16 protein-coding genes are annotated in these 15,544 nt (G+C 43.8%); 4 read left to right on the top strand and 12 right to left on the bottom strand.

Going from position 1 to position 15,544, the window contains the following annotated elements; all coding sequences use genetic code 11:
- Positions 1–101: 101 nt before the first annotated feature.
- From KUG37_RS12730 to KUG37_RS12715, 4 genes are all read right to left on the bottom strand, one after another.
- Positions 102–494: a hypothetical protein gene (locus KUG37_RS12730; RefSeq protein ID WP_216933976.1), complete on the bottom strand. Its 393-nt coding sequence runs from the start codon at positions 492–494 to the stop codon at positions 102–104.
- Positions 495–634: 140 nt separating this feature from the next.
- Positions 635–1,567 (bottom strand): FAD-binding protein, encoded by a 933-nt coding sequence (locus tag KUG37_RS12725; protein ID WP_216933974.1) that lies wholly within the window; start codon positions 1,565–1,567, stop codon positions 635–637.
- An 18-nt stretch (positions 1,568–1,585) separates the two neighbouring features.
- Positions 1,586–2,338: an electron transfer flavoprotein subunit beta/FixA family protein gene (locus tag KUG37_RS12720; protein WP_216933972.1), complete on the bottom strand. Its 753-nt coding sequence runs from the start codon at positions 2,336–2,338 to the stop codon at positions 1,586–1,588.
- A 518-nt stretch (positions 2,339–2,856) separates the two neighbouring features.
- Positions 2,857–3,462 carry a LysE family translocator gene (locus KUG37_RS12715; RefSeq protein ID WP_216940512.1) on the bottom strand — a complete coding sequence of 202 codons (606 nt, stop codon included), beginning with the start codon at positions 3,460–3,462 and terminating at the stop codon, positions 2,857–2,859.
- A 112-nt stretch (positions 3,463–3,574) separates the two neighbouring features.
- On the opposite strand from KUG37_RS12715, the gene KUG37_RS12710 reads away from it, so the two are divergent.
- Positions 3,575–4,069 carry an Lrp/AsnC family transcriptional regulator gene (locus KUG37_RS12710; RefSeq protein ID WP_004645712.1) on the top strand — a complete coding sequence of 165 codons (495 nt, stop codon included), beginning with the start codon at positions 3,575–3,577 and terminating at the stop codon, positions 4,067–4,069.
- A gap of 219 nt (positions 4,070–4,288) precedes the next feature.
- Here KUG37_RS12710 and KUG37_RS12705 read toward each other — a convergent pair whose 3' ends face one another.
- From KUG37_RS12705 to KUG37_RS12675, 7 genes are all read right to left on the bottom strand, one after another.
- A complete protein-coding gene (locus tag KUG37_RS12705; protein WP_216933967.1) occupies positions 4,289–4,672 on the bottom strand; it encodes a hypothetical protein in 384 nt (127 codons plus the stop codon).
- Positions 4,673–4,903: 231 nt separating this feature from the next.
- The gene (xerA, locus tag KUG37_RS12700; RefSeq protein ID WP_216933965.1) at positions 4,904–5,839 is read right to left on the bottom strand and encodes a site-specific tyrosine recombinase/integron integrase; all 936 of its coding nucleotides are present in this window, start codon (positions 5,837–5,839) and stop codon (positions 4,904–4,906) included.
- Entirely contained in the window at positions 5,840–6,445 is a 606-nt protein-coding gene (locus tag KUG37_RS12695) for an alpha/beta fold hydrolase (RefSeq protein ID WP_216933963.1), read from the bottom strand.
- Positions 6,446–6,531: 86 nt separating this feature from the next.
- The gene (gene dapF / locus KUG37_RS12690; RefSeq protein WP_216940510.1) at positions 6,532–7,377 is read right to left on the bottom strand and encodes a diaminopimelate epimerase; all 846 of its coding nucleotides are present in this window, start codon (positions 7,375–7,377) and stop codon (positions 6,532–6,534) included.
- 13 nt (positions 7,378–7,390) lie between these two features.
- Positions 7,391–8,635, bottom strand: a complete 1,245-nt coding sequence (gene lysA, locus KUG37_RS12685) for a diaminopimelate decarboxylase (RefSeq protein WP_216940508.1) — start codon at positions 8,633–8,635, stop codon at positions 7,391–7,393.
- Between the two features lie 24 nt (positions 8,636–8,659).
- Positions 8,660–8,896: a lipoprotein gene (locus tag KUG37_RS12680; protein WP_216933956.1), complete on the bottom strand. Its 237-nt coding sequence runs from the start codon at positions 8,894–8,896 to the stop codon at positions 8,660–8,662.
- Positions 8,897–9,028: 132 nt separating this feature from the next.
- A complete protein-coding gene (locus KUG37_RS12675; RefSeq protein WP_216933953.1) occupies positions 9,029–10,432 on the bottom strand; it encodes an amino acid permease in 1,404 nt (467 codons plus the stop codon).
- Positions 10,433–10,752: 320 nt separating this feature from the next.
- Between KUG37_RS12675 and KUG37_RS12670 the strand changes: the two genes are divergently transcribed.
- Entirely contained in the window at positions 10,753–12,099 is a 1,347-nt protein-coding gene (locus KUG37_RS12670; RefSeq protein WP_216933951.1) for a sodium:alanine symporter family protein, read from the top strand.
- A 95-nt stretch (positions 12,100–12,194) separates the two neighbouring features.
- On the opposite strand, the gene KUG37_RS12665 is transcribed toward KUG37_RS12670, so the two are convergent.
- Entirely contained in the window at positions 12,195–12,599 is a 405-nt protein-coding gene (locus tag KUG37_RS12665) for a hypothetical protein (RefSeq protein ID WP_216933950.1), read from the bottom strand.
- Positions 12,600–12,773: 174 nt separating this feature from the next.
- Between KUG37_RS12665 and radA the strand changes: the two genes are divergently transcribed.
- Together radA and KUG37_RS12655 are read left to right on the top strand one after the other, a co-directional pair.
- Positions 12,774–14,165: a DNA repair protein RadA gene (gene radA / locus KUG37_RS12660; RefSeq protein ID WP_216933949.1), complete on the top strand. Its 1,392-nt coding sequence runs from the start codon at positions 12,774–12,776 to the stop codon at positions 14,163–14,165.
- A 119-nt stretch (positions 14,166–14,284) separates the two neighbouring features.
- Positions 14,285–15,292, top strand: a complete 1,008-nt coding sequence (locus KUG37_RS12655; RefSeq protein WP_216933948.1) for a Tim44 domain-containing protein — start codon at positions 14,285–14,287, stop codon at positions 15,290–15,292.
- The last annotated feature ends 252 nt before the right edge of the window (positions 15,293–15,544 follow it).

Below are 15,544 nucleotides of genomic sequence, written 5' to 3'. Positions count from 1 at the left end.
TTTGTAGATTAATCAGCGCCTAAGGCGCATCTACCTCTTATATTCTATATGATCCTAAAAAAACCCAGGTTTTTATAGATAAATTTTTAGCCCTGAATGCTTCAATACTTCTGAAACGGCATCACCAATCTAATTAAAAACGTTAAAATCAATGCAATGATACCGATGACTAATCCAACAGTAATTATAAGCAAGATATACATCACCAGCCCAATGGGATCAGCTGAAGGTCCTTCAAATAGCCAGCCTGTCCTCCGATTAAGTATTTCAGTATCAGCGAACGCTGCCAACATAAATAACATACCAACATAGGCAAAACATCCACATATCAAAAAACCAATTACTAGCCAAAAAGATAGACTCGACTGGATGCAATAGACCAAGCTACCTACATTTAGGAGAAAGAAAATCAAACCAATAATAAAAATAAAAATACGTTGAAATAAAGGATCTTTTAAAATCATATTTTTTTCAGGTTGCTGTAAGTCTGACATTTATTTTCTTATTTAAAGTTTTTATTATTTTAATTTATCTCATAAATATTTAAAAATAAATAATAATTAAAAATAATGGACAATCAAAAACACCTCTTCGTACAAAGACCAAGAGGTGTTTTTCGAACCTGATTCAGGAATTAGATTTTAGAAACCAATTCAGGAATAACAGTGTTCAGGTCGCCCACCAGCCAGTAGTCAGCTACTGCATTGATTGGGGCTTCTTCATCTTTGTTGATCGCCACGATCACTTTAGATTCTTTCATACCAGCCAAATGCTGAATCGCACCAGAGATACCGACAGCGATGTACAAGTCAGGAGCAACGATTTTACCTGTTTGACCTACTTGCATATCGTTTGGTACGAAGCCAGCATCTACCGCAGCACGCGACGCACCTTGAGCTGCACCAAGCTTGTCAGCCAATGGATCAAGAATCGTGTGGTAGTTCTCGCCAGAACCCACACCACGACCACCAGAAACCACAATACGCGCAGCTGTCAGTTCAGGACGTTCAGATTTTACAATTTCTTCGTTGATAAACTTAGAAATACCAGCATCGCCAGTAGAAGCAACCGCTTCAATAGCAGCAGAACCGCCCTCAGCAGCGACAGGATCAAATGCCGTACCACGAACAGTCGCCAATACGACGTTTTCGCCTGATTCCACAGTCGCAATTGCGTTACCTGCATAGATCGGACGCTTGAACGTCTTAGGACCATCAACTGCGATAATGTCAGTAATCATGCTGACATCAAGAAGCGCAGCTGCACGTGGCAAAATGTTTTTACCATTTGATGTAGAAGCAGCAAGGATATGGCTATAATCTTTACCTAACTCTGCAACCAGTTTCGCTACATTTTCAGCCAACTGGTTTGCATAAGCAGCATCATCAGCAAGCAATACTTTGCTTACGCCAGATACTTTAGCTGCCTGCTCAGCAACTGCTTGAGCGCCAGAACCAGCAACCAATACAGTGATATCGCCACCGATTTTTTGTGCCGCAGCAACAACGTTTAAAGTAGCAGCGTTTAATGCTTTGTTGTCGTGCTCAGCGATAACTAAAATACTCATGATTTTTATCCTTCTGTATTAGATCACTTTCGCTTCGTTTTTCAATTTTTCTACAAGCTCGTCTACAGACTTCACTTGTACGCCAGCTTTACGCTCTGCAGGTGATTCAACTTTCACTGTTTTCAGTTGAGTTGTGGTAGTTACACCAAAATCTGCAGGTGACTTGGTATCAAGCGGTTTTTTACGCGCTTTCATGATGTTTGGAAGAGCTGCATAACGTGGCTCATTCAAACGCAAGTCAGTGGTAATGATTGCTGGAAGTGTAAGCTCAACAGTTTGTAAACCGCCGTCTACTTCACGTGTTACCTGTACTTTGTCGCCGTCTACTTTCACTTCAGAAGCAAATGTACCTTGACCGGCACCCAGTAAAGCGCCAAGCATCTGACCAACCTGATTAGAGTCGTCATCAATGGCTTGCTTGCCCAGAAGGATCAATTGGGGCTGTTCAGCTTCAACAACACCTTTCAGGATTTTAGCGATTTCCAGCGCACCCAGTTGGCTGGCATCAGCTTCAACCAGGATACCGCGGTCAGCACCAAGCGCCATTGCAGAACGGATCTGTTCTTGCGCCTCTTTAGGACCAATAGAAACAACAATGATTTCTGAAACAGTTCCTTTTTCTTTTAAACGAACCGCTTCTTCCACTGCGATTTCACAGAATGGATTAATTGACATTTTAACGTTAGTTAAGTCAACACCACTGTTGTCCGGTTTAACACGAACTTTAACGTTGGCATCAACCACACGTTTTACAGCAACAAGAGCCTTCATGTAATCCTCGGCTGTTTTAGCAAATGTAAATATTGAGAAAAGTTAGTGTAACTCTTCACTTAAATTTTTTTAGGTGCCCTATCTTGCAATGTGGACGGCATTTCGGTCAAGTCACAATTCAACAAAGAGCTGTAAAAATGCGTAATTTTACCTGAACGATGCGTTCACAATTAATTGTTATCGTTTTATTACAATGAAAAGCATCAATATTTACTTAAAATTTAACCATTGATTTATATTATTTTTTTATCTTATTAATCACATCAGTAGTTCTGATTGATCACTTTTAATCAAAATCGATTTAAAGCAGCTTGAAGCAAAACAGGCCGCTTAGACCAATGTCATTTTTTGTCATTTTGGACAGATTTTTTTGAAAGCGGATTAAATATCATAAAAAGACAAATTGACCCAGTCAAAAACCAGTGTCTTGACTCCAAGACCAACAATGTAAATGTTATTTTTAAATCATCTCAAGCATAAAAAAGCATACTGCGAACAGTATGCTTTTCGGAACCAGATTAATTGATGATGAGCCAGCTTGCTGCAAGCGCCAGTAAACCACCAGAAGTTCCATCCACCCATTTTTGTTTACGTTCATCAATTTGAGTTTTCTGACTGATTTTGCTGAATAGAATGCTTAAGCCACAATACACGACAAAAATAAGACTAATAAAAATAAAGGACAGAATCAAACCCTGGCTGACTGTATTGGCTGATTTATCAATAAACTGCGGCAAAATTGCAAAATAAATCAGCATGCCTTTCGGATTGAGCAGTGCGGTAAAAAAACCTTTTTGAATCGGATTGGTTGACGTCTTTTTCTCAATATTTAGTGCATTCTTACTGAATACCGATTTGAGCAAACCAAAAGCCAAATACAAAAGATAAGCAATCCCGAGCCAGCGAATCGTTTCAAATAACACCGAAAAAGAGACAATGATGGCTGCAATTCCCAGCGCCACCAGAATTGAATGCACCAGATAACCACAACACACCCCTACGGTTGCCATCATGCCTGCTTTTGCATCTTTACCCATCACTTGAGACAGGATAAACAACATATCGGGTCCAGGCGTAAAAATCAGGGGAAGCACGGTTAGTGCAAAGAGTACAAATACGGACATTTCCTTTTCCTTTCAAGCTCCAGAAAGTGAAGTAAGTATCTGCGTTTTTTTACAAAATTGGCTTTCAATTTATTTTATAATAAGTCTTATTTTTCAAATATTATTCTAATTTATGAAAATATCCACCAAGTCTGTGCGGGTAAAACTTGATCGGATTGATAAAAATATCATTCGACATCTGCAAGCCAATGGCCGTATTCAAAATAATGATCTGGCACGTGAAATCGGACTTTCACCTTCTTCATGTTTGCGCCGGGTAAAATTACTGGAAGATGCAGGTGTCATTCAGAATTACACCACCATTGTCGATCAACAAAAAATTGGCTTTCAGCTAATCTTATTTTCGCGCATCTGGCTGGTCGGTCAGGACGCCGAAACCATTGACACCTTTATTGAGGCGATGAAAGAGCTACCCCAGGTGATGGAGTGCTACATTATTTTGGGGGAAAGTGATGCCATGCTGAAAGTCGTGGTACCTGATCTGGAAAGTTACCGTAAATTCCAGTCGACACATCTGACCAAAAAAAATGGCATTACCAGTGTTAAAACGGATTTACCGAGTCAGATTATTAAACAGAGTTTCCAGCTGCCTTTAGAAGATTTATAAGTGAATTGATTGATTAAAAGTGGCAACGGCGTTTATTAATTTCAGCTCTGTAAATAATAGCCAGCTTAAATCACCAACTGTACAGAAAGTCCATAGATCGCAAGTTCCAAGATAAAGAAAATGTGAGGTTGCCTATAATTTAAAGACAACCTTTTCTTCTTGAACAAAGCAAAGATACTGGATTGAACCCTATTTTTTATTGTATGGATGCTGGAGAGTTTAGGGAGTTTCTTGTGCTAAAAAATCACGATGTACATGACTTAAAGCAACCAGTTCATGGTCTGATAATTCAAAAATTTTCCAAATCGCAATTGCATCTTCTTTTAAATCGACAGCTTGGGTTGCACGATTCGATACTTGCCATTGCAAATCAGAAATCCATAAATAGTATTGTCCCGTTGTCGCATTAAATGCCTGAACTTTACCATCGGCATTAATCCCTTGAATGATGGCATCTTCAGGTAAAGTCGCTGCAAGACTGGGTAAGCTAATGTCCACAAAATGCTTGATTTGTCGCAAACCATAACCTGCAAACATCTCTTTTTGAGCTGCACTTAACCGTGCATATTTTTGCTCTATACCTGCAATCACCATTGTGTCCATACCAGCTCCCCTCCGCCAAATACTGAGACTCTGCTCAGCAATACTTCATTTTAAATATTAATTACTTGTTCTTGTTATACCTGAAATGGCGCACTTTACAAATAAGACAATAGTGATGTGCCCCACAGAACGCCAATTTTCAGTTCAATTCCATTTTAAGGTTTATATATGAAAGTTTTGTGCCAAAAACACAATGCTCATGATTTTCACTCTACAGCACTTGGCGCCTGATCAATCCTTTTTATGCTGTGCACGCGGGTGCGCCTGATCATAAACCTGTGCCAGATGATCAAAATCAACATGAGTATAAATTTGCGTAGTGGTTAAATTACTGTGTCCCAGCATTTCCTGCACCGCACGTAAGTCCCGGCTATTTGACAACATATGGCTGGCAAAACAATGTCTTAATAAATGCGGATGTAAATCCACATTGACGCCTGCGCGCTGCGCCTGGAACTTGACCCGATTTTCAATTTGCCGTGCACCCAGCGGATTGCCTTTCTGGGTAATAAATACATTTGCCTCCGGCACAAAATCGCCATTCCATAAAGGATAGACTTGCAACCAGGCCATGACGCTGTCTTTGGCCTTGGAGCCAAAAGGCACAATCCGGGTTTTATTGCCTTTACCGGTGATACGTAACAACTGCCGGTTAAAATCAATATCTTTAATTCTGAGGTTCTGCAGCTCTGCCAGACGCAGGCCACTGGAATAAAGCAATTCCAAAATCGCCTTGTCCCGAAGCCACATTTGCTGATGTATTTCATTTTCGGGAGCAGGCTGATCAATAATCTGGTTGACCGTTTCAATATCCACCATACCCGGCAAAGGACGCGATTGGCGCTTTAACTGAAAATCATCAGCGGGGTTAAAAGCGAGATGCCGTGCCTGCTCTGCCCACTTCATAAACTGACGGATAGACGAAAGCATGCGCTGAAGACTGCTGGGACTTAACTGATGCTGTTCAACTTTTTGAGCCAGAAACTGGCGCAAGTCTGTGGCTTCTACATCGTTTAAATTAAGCTGCTCACGCTGGCAAAATTCCAAAAAATCCGAGACATCGCGATCATAAGCCTGCAAAGTATGTTTGGACTGGTTCTGGATCTCTCGTTCTTTCAGCCACATATTGAGCAACAGCTGAGGCGGCACAATCACCGCATGCTCCATTTAAAATTGCTCCAGAAAATCTTGAATCTGTACTGACACCTGATCTGCATGAGTATTGGCAAAGAAATGATCTCCGCCTTTGATAATATGCAGTTTTGCATTTTTAAAGTTTTTTTCTAAGTATTGTCCTACTTGAACAGTGCTTAATGGATCATGGTCGCCCCAGATCAGCAAAACTGGAACTTCAAGGCTGGCGAGCTGATCGGGGTTAAATTCAGTTTGATCTTGTACAAACCAGTCCGGTGCTGCTTGAAACTGTTCACGATAATCTGTTCGCCAGTCTGCACAGTGAAATGATTTCAAATTCAGGCCACCGGATGTCGCCAACAATACCAGTCCTTTGACTTTCTGCGGATGCTTAAGTGCCAGCCCAACTGCCAGTACTCCTCCCATCGACTGGGCAATCAGAATCGAATCATCCTTAACCTGCTCTTTCACGAACCCTTGTAAATCATACAGGTTTTGAATGGCTAAATTTGGCGCCCCACCATCAAAGCCGGGATAGGCAATGACCTGCTGATCCGTATATTCAGTTAATGCTGCCCTTAACGGCTGCCAAAAATGCTGAATTCCTGAAGCACCTGGCAAAAATACAAGCGTGTTCATCTCGTTCAAATTCTACAATTTTCCCCATCCTAGCATAAAAAAAAGCACCATCGATCAGACAGTGCTTTTCTCAAGCTGAATAAAGCCTAACTCTGGAAGTAACGTAAATCCAGGCGTCCTTCATACACGGTAGCCGTTGGTCCAGTCATCCAGACCACATCACCTTCTTTCCATTCAATCTGCAACTTGCCACCTGCCAGTTCGATTTCAACCTTGCTCGACAGCAGACCACGGCGCATACCTGAAATGGCTGCGGCACAGGCGCCTGTGCCACAGGCCAAGGTCTCGCCCACACCGCGTTCATACACGCGTAAACGTGCATGTTTTTCATCAATAATCTGCATAAATCCAGCATTGACCCGGGCCGGGAAACGCGCATGTGATTCAACTTGTGGGCCAATACGTGCAACATCTGCAGCGATCACATCCGCCACAATGGTTACCGCATGTGGATTACCCATATTCACCACATCAATTGTCAGCTTTTCACCATCAGCAAGATCAATGTCATACAGGCTTTCTGGAGCATCGGCCAGAAACGGGATTTCTTGAGGCAGGAATTTCGGATAGCCCATATTCACACGTACCCAGCCATTCGCGCCCAATTCTGGTTCTACAATGCCTGATTTCGTTTGTACCTTGATTTTGGTTTTGGTGGTCAGCTGACGATCATGCACAAATTTGGCAAAACAGCGCACACCATTGCCACATTGTTCCACTTCAGAACCATCGGCATTAAAAATCCGATATTTAAAGTCCGCACTTGGAATATCTGGTGGCTCAACCACCAATAGCTGATCAAAACCAATCCCAAAGTGACGGTTGGCCAAACGCTGAATGGTCACGCTATCCAGATAAGCACGCTGGCTGATCAGGTCAACCACCATAAAGTCATTGCCCAGACCATGCATTTTGGTAAATTCTAACAACATCCTGATCTACTCCTTAAGGCAATAAATGCTCACGTTCCCACAGTGATTCAATCGTTTCACGTTCACGAATTAAATGCGCCTGATCAGCGTCGACCATCACCTCAGCAGCACGACCACGGCTGTTGTAGTTTGAACTCATCACAAAACCGTATGCACCTGCGCCAAGCACTGCCAGTACATCATTTTCCTTGATCGCAAGCTCACGTTCTTTACCCAAGAAGTCACCAGTTTCACAGATTGCACCCACCACATCCCATTCTTTGCTTTCGACATCAGTACGAGGTGTAACAGGTTGAATGTCCATCCATGCTTCATATAAAGCAGGACGAATCAGGTCGTTCATCGCCGCATCAATGATCGCGAAATTACGGTGATTGGTTGGTTTGAGCAGATCCACTTTGGTCAGTAATACGCCTGCATTGGCAGAAATACTACGTCCCGGTTCCATATACACTTTCAAGCCCAATTTTTCTAAAGCCGGGCGCAGCGCATTGGCATATTCTTCAACAGATGGCGGGGTTTCATCTTTATACGTCACGCCCAGACCACCACCGATATCGATGTGTTTAAGGTGGATGCCATGCTCTTTTAACTGTTCAATCATGACAATGACCCGATCCAGTGCATCGACAAATGGCTGGGTTTCGGTCAGCTGCGAACCGATATGACAGTCAATTCCGACGACATCCAGATTTGGCAATGATGCCGCATATTGATAAGTCTCAAACACGCTATCAGATGGAATACCGAATTTATTTTCTTTTAAGCCGGTTGAAATATAAGGATGGGTTTTGGCATCTACATCCGGATTCACGCGCAATGAAATCGGTGCTTTGACATTCAATTCAGCCGCGACCTTTTGAATACGGTTCAGCTCGGCATAAGATTCCACATTGAAGCAGGCAATACCGACTTCCAAAGCTTTTTTGATATCTGCTTCAGTTTTACCCAGACCCGAAAATACAATTTTCGATGCATCACCACCGGCTTTCAGCACACGTGCCAATTCACCACCGGTCACAATATCAAAACCGGCGCCCTGTTTGGCCAATACATTCAATACCGCAAGATTGGAGTTGGACTTTACCGCAAAACAGATTTGATGATCGATAAAATCAAAAGCACGATCCATATCTAAAAAATGCTTTTCCAAGGTGACTTTGGAATAAACATAGAGAGGTGTGCCAAATTGCTCCGCGAGCTGTTGTAATGAACATTGCTCAGCGTGCAATACCCCATTAATGCGGGTGAAACTCATGAAGGTATCCTTTCTTTGAAAGCGTTATGGTGTGGTTGTAGCGTCTTCTGAACCGGCAGGTGCAGCAAACTGTTGTGGCATGGGGATCTCGCGTTCTTCATCGGACGCTTTAGGCTTAGCGTCAGTATTTTTATATAACAAATACTTGGCACGCTTGTCATAATTCGGATCATTCGGCAAGTGCAAGGCACCTGACTGTCCACAACCTGCAAGAGCAAGACCTGTTGCTAAGATACTGATGTAGCAAATGACTTGGCGCATCTGACCACCTAATGTAATAGTTTCGATGAAGTATAACGCGATCATTCAGCATGACCCAAGCGTTAAACGCTAGAGAGTATCTTTAGACAAATAAAAACGCCAGCAGATCGCTGACGTTTTTATTGATAAGGTTTATTTATGTTTCTGTTTATAGAAACCAAAATATCCAATGATCAGCAGGACAAACCAGAGCGGACTGATCATCAGCGCCTGGCGGGTATCCTCTTCCAGCGCCAAGACCACGATCATGCTCAGGAAGAATATAATCACCATCCAACACGTGACCAAACCGCCTGGCAACTTAAAGGTCGATTTGGCATGCAGCTCTGGACGTGTTTTGTAGTACACGATGTAACTCCAGATAATGATGATCCAAACACAAATAAACAGAATCGTCGATAAAGTCGTTGCCAAGGTAAAGGCGCGAACAGTATCTGGAACAAAATACTGAAGCGCTGCGCCCAGCAACAAGCACACGGCAGAGAAATACAAGGCATTTGCCGGGACCGCACGACGGTTCAAGTGCCCAAAGGCAACCGGTGCCTGCTCTTCGCGCGACAGACCGAACAGCATCCGGCTGGTCGAGAATACGCCACTGTTCATCGATGACATTACCGAGGACAAAACCACCAGGTTCATGATGATCGCAGCTGCAGCAATACCGGCCTGACTGAACAGGTTTACAAATGGCGATACATTCGGGTCAATCTGGTTCCATGGAGTCACTGACATCACAATCAGCAATGCCAATACATAGAAAATAATGATACGAATCGGAATAGAGTTCACCGCTTTCGGCAGGTTCTTTTCTGGATCTTTGGTTTCAGCCGCGGTAGTACCCACCAGCTCTACCCCGACAAAGGCGAAAATGGCGATTTGGAATCCAGCCAGGAAGCCCATGGCGCCTGTAGGAAATATCCCGCCATGCTCCCAGATATGACTAAATGAAGCGACCGTTCCAGTGTCCGAAGTAAATCCGGTAAAGACCATCCAGAGGCCGACAGCAATCAGTACCACAATGGCGATAATCTTGACCAGGGCAAACCAGAATTCCATTTCACCAAACAGTTTTACCGTGACCAGATTCAGGCCCATGATAAACACAATCGAGGCAATACTGATCATTACCCCCTCTTCAGGGCTAAAGGGCAAGCCGTTATTGAAGAACTGCAGATAGTAAATAATGGCGGATAGATCCGCGATCCCGATGGTGATCCAGCATAGCCAGTACGTCCAGCCGACAAAGTATCCCGCCCAAGGCCCGATCAGATCCGTGGCAAAGTCAATAAATGATTTATATTGTAAATTGGAGAGTAACAGTTCACCCAGTGCACGCATTACCAGAAAGACCATAAAACCAATGATCATATAGATCACCAGAATCGAAGGTCCTGCAAGACTGATGGTTTTACCCGAGCCCATAAACAAGCCGGTTCCGATAGCGCCTCCAATGGCAATTAACTGTAGGTGCCGATTGGATAAACTCCGCTTTAATTCATCATGCTCTGCCGACGAATTGTTATATTTTTCTGACATTATTGATTTCAACTTCGAATTTTACTTGCGACAAATTAACGTAAAAAATGCTGAATACAAAAATAAAATTCACATCATTTGTATTTCCTGATTAATTGAAGAAGTTAATTTATTTTTCTTATATCGCCCTACAGTTACATTTCCGCTTTATTTTTGACCTGTGATATGCCAGCAATTTCTTGTCAAAGCCTTAAAATTATGTAAAAAAATAGAACACTATTCAGCCAATTTATACATTCTGGATGAGTGCATCTGGCATAGCAATTGCTTTTTAATCAATATCTCGAACTAAACAGACATGGATCAATAAGAAGAATTTTATGCAAAATTTACAAAGTTTAATGGAAACTTTAAGTGGCTGGGTCTGGGGTCCTTATATGCTGGTACTGATTGTCGGTACCGGGGTATTCCTCACCTTCCGTTTACTGTTCTGGCAATTCCGCATGCTCCCACTAGCCTTTAAACAGGTCTTTGGCAAGCACCCAGACCACGCAGGTGATATTTCTCAATTTGCTTCACTCATGACCGCACTTTCTGCCACGATTGGTACCGGTAATATTGCCGGCGTGGCCACTGCCTGTGTCCTAGGTGGTCCAGGTGCAGTGTTCTGGATGTGGATGACTGCCCTGTTTGGTATGGCGACTAAATACGGCGAAGGTGTCCTGGCAGTCAAATACCGAATCAAAAATGAGAAAGGTGAAATGTCCGGTGGCCCGATGTACTACATCGAACGCGGACTGAAATGGAAATGGTTGGCACTGATTTTTGCTTTTTTTGGGGCAATCGCCTCTTTTGGTATTGGCAGTTCGGTACAGTCGAATACCGTAGCGCTGGCGGTTCAAAACAGCCTGGGCATCGAAACCTGGATGACGGGTATCATTATCACTGCTTTTTCGGCACTGGTGATTTTGGGCGGAATTAAATCGATATCCAAAGCAGCCTCACTGATTGTTCCCTTTATGGCCATAGGCTATGTGGCTGGTGGTTTAATTATTATTTTAAATAACCTGGAACTGGTTGGTCCCGCACTGAAAATGATCTTCACCTATGCCTTCACTGGAGAAGCCGCAGTGGGCGGTGCGATTGGTGCGGCGATTCGTTATGGTGTGGCACGTGGTGTATTTTCCAACGAAGCCGGCATGGGTTCTGCACCGATTGCTGCCGCAGCAGCAAAAACCGATCACCCAGCCCGTCAAGGTCTGGTGTCCATGACCGGTACTTTCATTGATACCATTATTGTCTGTTCAATTACCGGTATTGTCCTGGTCATGGGCTATATCATGGCGGGCAATTCATTTGGAGGCCAAACCGGTGCTGTACTGACCATCGGTGTGTTCGACAAGTTGCTGCCAGGTGTGGGTGGCTGGGTAGTCACTTTTGGAGTCATTTTCTTCGCTTATTCCACTATTTTAGGCTGGAGCTACTATGGCGAAAAATGTACCAGCTATTTACTCGGTGAAAAATTCGTTCTGCCGTATCGTATTATTTATATTGCCTCAGTCTTTATCGGCTGCATTGCAACGCTGGATCTAGTCTGGCTATTCGCCGATACCTTTAACGGTCTCATGGCGGTTCCAAACTTAATCGCTCTGTTATTGCTCTCTGGCGTGATTGCCAAGGAGTCGAAAGACTTCATAGCAAGACGCAAATCTGGTGAACTTTATTAATCGCTCTATTGTATAAACTCTCAATCCAAATACTAAAAGGCCACGTCAATCGTGGCTTTTTATGCTTCAGTTTTTCTATTTTTCATTATGAAAATTTAGGACCGTAAACCACTACAGGCCAGCTTGTCCCAATCAGATTCAAGTTCCAGTGCCAATCCTAAAGATAAAACAAAAAACTGAATGCCTTCAATTTTCATATTGCCCTGCTCATCTTCCAGATATCCACTCAGTTTTTGATAGGTTTTATGATGCAGATCAAAAGGCACATCCAGATAAAGCTCACCCAGATAGATTTCACTATGGACGGTTTGATCCACCCCTAAACACGGTATATAGACAATGTCCTGTTGCTCTAGCCAATCAATCAGCATCTGGCGAACCGAGTGGGCATCCTGATCCGGGTGTACATAATGATCGAAATGCACAAACAGCACATCACGGTTTTTTTCACGTGCGATCGCATCAATATGTTTCAGCAATTGTGACAAGATCTGTTCCATTCCAGCATAACAAGACGGGTATTATAGACAGCGTTGATGCATATTCTCCAAATAAGCCTAAATAAAAACGACAAGCCTTGTCGTAAAAACCATGATTTTTCAGGTGAGAGGCTTGGTTTTAGATGGCATTCACCGCTATGCTGTCATTCAATTTCAATCGCTTCATCTTAAAATATGGCTAAAGCAAAAAGTGTGTATCGTTGTCAACAATGTGGTGCCGACCATCCGAAATGGGGGGGACAATGTTCGGAATGTGGAGAATGGAACAGTCTGGTTGAAGTAACCATTGCACCAGCAGTTACGCATCGCGCTCAGCCAAAAATCGCTGGTGGATATGCAGGCCAGGCATCGACGATCACCACCTTAAATCAGATTTCTGTATCCCATGAAACGCGTTTACCGACTGGTATCAGCGAATTTGACCGGGTTTTGGGTGGCGGCTTGGTGACCGGCTCCGTAGTCTTGATCGGGGGTGATCCCGGAATTGGTAAATCGACCATTTTGCTGCAAACAGCTGCTCATATGGCCTCTGCCAAAAATCAGGCTTTATATGTAACCGGCGAGGAATCGCTGTCTCAGGTGGCGTTACGTGCCCAGCGTTTAGACCTACCCACAGATCAACTCAAAGTCATGGCAGAAACCTGTGTCGAACGTATATGTGAAGTGCTGGCTCAGCAACGTCCTGCCGTAGCAATTCTGGACTCGATCCAAACTCTGTATACCGAGACCTTGCAATCAGCGCCGGGTGGAGTGTCGCAAATTCGTGAATCTGCTGCCCTGCTAACTCGTTTTGCCAAAAATAGTGGCACCTCTTTATTTTTAGTGGGTCATGTGACCAAAGAAGGTGCGCTGGCAGGTCCACGTGTACTGGAACATATGGTGGATTGTGTGCTGTATTTTGAAGGTCAGTCAGACTCACGCTACCGGATGATCCGCGCAGTCAAAAACCGTTTTGGTGCAGTCAATGAGTTAGGGGTTTTCGGTATGACCGACAAAGGTCTACGGGAAGTCTCCAATCCTTCAGCCATATTTTTAAGTCGTTATGATGAAGCGATTCCGGGCTCGATTGTGATGATCAGTCGTGAAGGAACTCGCCCGCTCCTGGTCGAAGTACAGGCTTTGGTCGATGATGCGCATGGACAACCTCGACGGGTCGCGCTGGGCCTGGATCAGAACCGCCTGAATATGCTCTTGGCCGTCATGCACCGGCATGGTGGTGTGCAAACCTCCGGGCAGGATGTTTATGTCAATATTGTCGGTGGTCTTAAAATCACGGAAACAGGTTCAGATCTTGCAGTACTACTGGCATGTGCTTCGAGTATTCGTGGCAAGGCCTTACCGCAACAACTGGCTGTTTTTGGCGAAGTCGGACTGTCTGGTGAGATTCGTCCCGTGCCGAATGGACAGGAACGCCTGAAAGAAGCGATCAAGCATGGTTTTAAATACATTATCGTACCGCGAGGTAATGCACCGCAAAAAACCATTGAAGGAGTGCAAATCATTGCCGTTGCCCGTTTACATGAAGCCCTGAGCGAAGCTATGTCTTTAAGTGATGAGTTAAATTAAGCGTAAGGCAGTGAATTTGCAGTAAACCGTAAAAAAAATACAGATTTTTGATTGAAATTCCACACAAAGCCTATATAAATAGACTGTACAAACAGGTTTTATTCTCATAGGAAAAATGAATGGAAGTTCGACAGCGCGGTTTGATCACAGGTATCTTGACAGCAGTATTATTGGTTGCGCCTTTTGCTGCTGAAGCAAAACGTGCCGGTGGCGGTAAAAGTCACGGTATGCAACGTTCTGCACAGCCTACTCAATCTTATCAACAACCTCGTCAAGCTGCGCCTGCCCAACAAGCGCCAGCTGCCGGTGCTGCAACCCAGCAAAAATCTGGCCCAGGTGTAGGTGGTATGGTTGCTGCCGGTGTAGCGGGTGCCGCGATTGGTGCCGTAGCTGCCAATGCCTTGGCAGACGATCAAAGTGTAGCAGCGTCTGAAGCTCAGACAGCTCAAGCACAGGAAGAAGAAAAAGGTGGTATTCCAGGCTGGATCTGGATCCTTCTTGCTGCTGCTGTTGCCTTCTTCATTTTCCGTAAGATGGCCGCAAAAAAAAAAGTAGCCTCTAATCCATTTTCGCCAAATAGCGGTGCTGGTAATACAGCACCTTTTGGTCAAGCACCGACTGCACCTCGCGGTAGTGACAATAGCAATATCTTTGGCCAGAATGTTGGTGGGCAAACACCAAGCAATAATGCACCGTTTGGTTCTGCACCGGTAAATACTGCGCCTTTCGGCACGGCTTATACCCAAAGTGGCAGCCAGTTACCGGATGGTACTGAACCTGCAGCATTCTTGCGTGTAGCGCGTCAGCGTTTTAACCATATTCAGTCAATGAATACAGCAAGCAATATTTCGGAAATTCAACGTTACTTGACTCCTGATCTTTATCAGTCAATGCGTAATGACATCATGAACAATCAGGATCAGGATGTTGCCGAGTTTTCAAATCTGAATGCCTTGGTAGTAGACTCATCTACAGACAATGGTCAGTATATTGTGAGCGTACGTTTTACCGGTACAGTAAGCGAAGACTTAAACAGCTTGCCACAACCGTTTGCAGAAATCTGGCATTTCACTAAACCAGCAGGTTCAAATCAGGACTGGGTGGTTGCAGGTATTCAGCAAGACTAATTCGCAATAGATTGTTTTAAACAGCGGCCTTCGAGCCGCTGTTTTTATTTTTAAAGCTTATATATTTTAATCAACGCTCCCCCCGTTGCCCCTTTTTTAGACTTATAAGTTGCCCCTTTTTTAGACCTTAGATTCTCAAATGAAGTGCAACAGAGATTAAATTATTGGAAAGAAGCAAGATGAGCTAGCATTTTGCTTCCGACCGACCAAAGTCAAAGTTGCATCATGAACTATACTCACCTTACCCAAGAA

The sequence above is a fragment of the Acinetobacter sp. BY419 genome (assembly GCF_019038395.1).
Classification (GTDB): Bacteria; Pseudomonadota; Gammaproteobacteria; order Pseudomonadales; family Moraxellaceae; genus Acinetobacter.
Note: the sequence above shows the minus strand (reverse complement) of the source record. Positions and strands in the feature narration are given on the sequence as shown.

Bases quoted from the DNA above. Each gene is read 5' to 3' on its own strand.
- KUG37_RS12695 (WP_216933963.1), bottom strand. From the start codon at position 6,445: ATGAACACGCTTGTATTTTTGCCAGGTGCTTCAGGAATTCAGCATTTT.
- dapF (WP_216940510.1), bottom strand. From the start codon at position 7,377: ATGTTGTTAGAATTTACCAAAATGCATGGTCTGGGCAATGACTTTATG.
- KUG37_RS12710 (WP_004645712.1), top strand. From the start codon at position 3,575: ATGAAAATATCCACCAAGTCTGTGCGGGTAAAACTTGATCGGATTGAT.
- KUG37_RS12655 (WP_216933948.1), top strand. From the start codon at position 14,285: ATGGAAGTTCGACAGCGCGGTTTGATCACAGGTATCTTGACAGCAGTA.
- KUG37_RS12670 (WP_216933951.1), top strand. From the start codon at position 10,753: ATGCAAAATTTACAAAGTTTAATGGAAACTTTAAGTGGCTGGGTCTGG.
- KUG37_RS12705 (WP_216933967.1), bottom strand. From the start codon at position 4,672: ATGGACACAATGGTGATTGCAGGTATAGAGCAAAAATATGCACGGTTA.
- KUG37_RS12720 (WP_216933972.1), bottom strand. From the start codon at position 2,338: ATGAAGGCTCTTGTTGCTGTAAAACGTGTGGTTGATGCCAACGTTAAA.
- xerA (WP_216933965.1), bottom strand. From the start codon at position 5,839: ATGGAGCATGCGGTGATTGTGCCGCCTCAGCTGTTGCTCAATATGTGG.
- KUG37_RS12715 (WP_216940512.1), bottom strand. From the start codon at position 3,462: ATGTCCGTATTTGTACTCTTTGCACTAACCGTGCTTCCCCTGATTTTT.
- radA (WP_216933949.1), top strand. From the start codon at position 12,774: ATGGCTAAAGCAAAAAGTGTGTATCGTTGTCAACAATGTGGTGCCGAC.
- KUG37_RS12725 (WP_216933974.1), bottom strand. From the start codon at position 1,567: ATGAGTATTTTAGTTATCGCTGAGCACGACAACAAAGCATTAAACGCT.
- KUG37_RS12675 (WP_216933953.1), bottom strand. From the start codon at position 10,432: ATGTCAGAAAAATATAACAATTCGTCGGCAGAGCATGATGAATTAAAG.
- KUG37_RS12730 (WP_216933976.1), bottom strand. From the start codon at position 494: ATGTCAGACTTACAGCAACCTGAAAAAAATATGATTTTAAAAGATCCT.
- lysA (WP_216940508.1), bottom strand. From the start codon at position 8,635: ATGAGTTTCACCCGCATTAATGGGGTATTGCACGCTGAGCAATGTTCA.
- KUG37_RS12665 (WP_216933950.1), bottom strand. From the start codon at position 12,599: ATGGAACAGATCTTGTCACAATTGCTGAAACATATTGATGCGATCGCA.
- KUG37_RS12680 (WP_216933956.1), bottom strand. From the start codon at position 8,896: ATGCGCCAAGTCATTTGCTACATCAGTATCTTAGCAACAGGTCTTGCT.